This window comes from Arthrobacter sp. P1_B11 (genome assembly GCF_056406715.1).
Genome location: NZ_JBFTZQ010000059.1, coordinates 1 through 1,373 on the forward strand (window position 1 = coordinate 1; position 1,373 = coordinate 1,373).

Annotated in this window: 1 protein-coding gene; it reads right to left on the reverse strand. The window is 62.9% G+C overall.

The window, feature by feature from the left end; translation table 11 throughout:
- Positions 1–46: 46 nt before the first annotated feature.
- The coding region (locus AC1D14_RS22540; protein ID WP_476969230.1) for an MFS transporter at positions 47–1,373 on the reverse strand (1,327 nt) is incomplete at its 5' end.

Below are 1,373 nucleotides of genomic sequence, written 5' to 3' on the forward strand. Positions count from 1 at the left end.
GTCGGTCGGTGTGGTTTAGAGGACTTTTGCTGTTGCGAGGTGTGGTTTAGAGGACTTTTGCTGTTGCGAGGTCTTCTGCTTTTTCGCCGAAGGGCATGTTCACTGTTTCGCGGAGCAGTTTGGCTACGATCAGGAAGGCGATGAGGGAGACGCCGCCGAGATAGAAGGCCGGGGCGAGGGTGGAGCCGGTGGCGCCGATCAGGGCGGTGGAGATCAGTGGGGATGCTCCGCCCAGGATGCCGGCGCCGATGCTGTATCCCAGTGCTGATGCGGCGTAGCGCATGCGTGCCGGGAAGAGTTCGATGCAGAGCACGGAGATGGGGGCAAGCATTGAGCCGATTACGAACGCCAGCAGGCACTGGCCGATGATCAGGGCGGCCATGTTGCCGAGATTGACGAGCATGAACATTGGAACGCTGAGCAGCACGAGCGAGCCGACGGACCAGAGGTAGACGGGCCTGCGGCCGAAGCGGTCGGCGAGAACGCCGCCGGTGAGGGTTCCGATGGCAATGAAGGCCACGGCGATGGCGTTGGTGAACAGCGCGGTGCCCGCAGAGATCCCGACCGTGTTGCGCAGGTAGCTGACCATGAAGGTGACCATCGCGTAGGTCGCGGTGTTCGAGCAGGCGGCCATTACGAACAGAAGGAAGATTCCCTTCTTATGGGTGCGGAGGGCCTCGCGGATGGGGGCCTTCTCGACGGCGCCTTCTTTTTTCAGCGTTTCGAAGGCGGGGGTGTCATGAAGCCGGCCCCGGATGTAGAAGCCAACAAGGCCCAATGGAGCTGCGATAAGGAACAGGATGCGCCAGCCCCAGTCGGCGACGGTCTCGGTGCCAAGGACGGCAGTGAGCAGCGCAACCACACTGATACCTGCCAGGGCGCCTAGGGAGGCCCCGGTGGGTGAAAGGCTGGCAAAGAATGCCCGGCGCTTCTTATCCCCGAACTCGACCAGGAACACGGCCGAACCTGACCATTCGGCGCCTGCCGCCAGCCCTTGAGCGCATCGCAGTATCACGAGGAGCAGAGCTGCGACCCAGCCAACCGTTTCAGAGGTGGGAAGCAGCCCCATGCACGCCGTCGCGCCGCTCATCACCAGCACTCCGCTGGACAAGGCGGCCTTGCGGCCCCACCGGTCACCGATATAGCCCCAGATCACCCCGCCCAGCGGCCGGGCCACGAAAGCGACCGCAAACGCGGCGAACACCGAGAGCAGAGACGTCAATGGGTCTGTCGATGGGAAGAAGAGTGGCGCAAGAAACACTGCCACTGAGCCGTACGCAATGAAGTCGAACCACTCGATGAAATTACCGATGGCTCCGGCGCTGATCGCGCGCCGCCGGTCAGCCGGGGTCAAAACTGGTGTGTTGTCCATG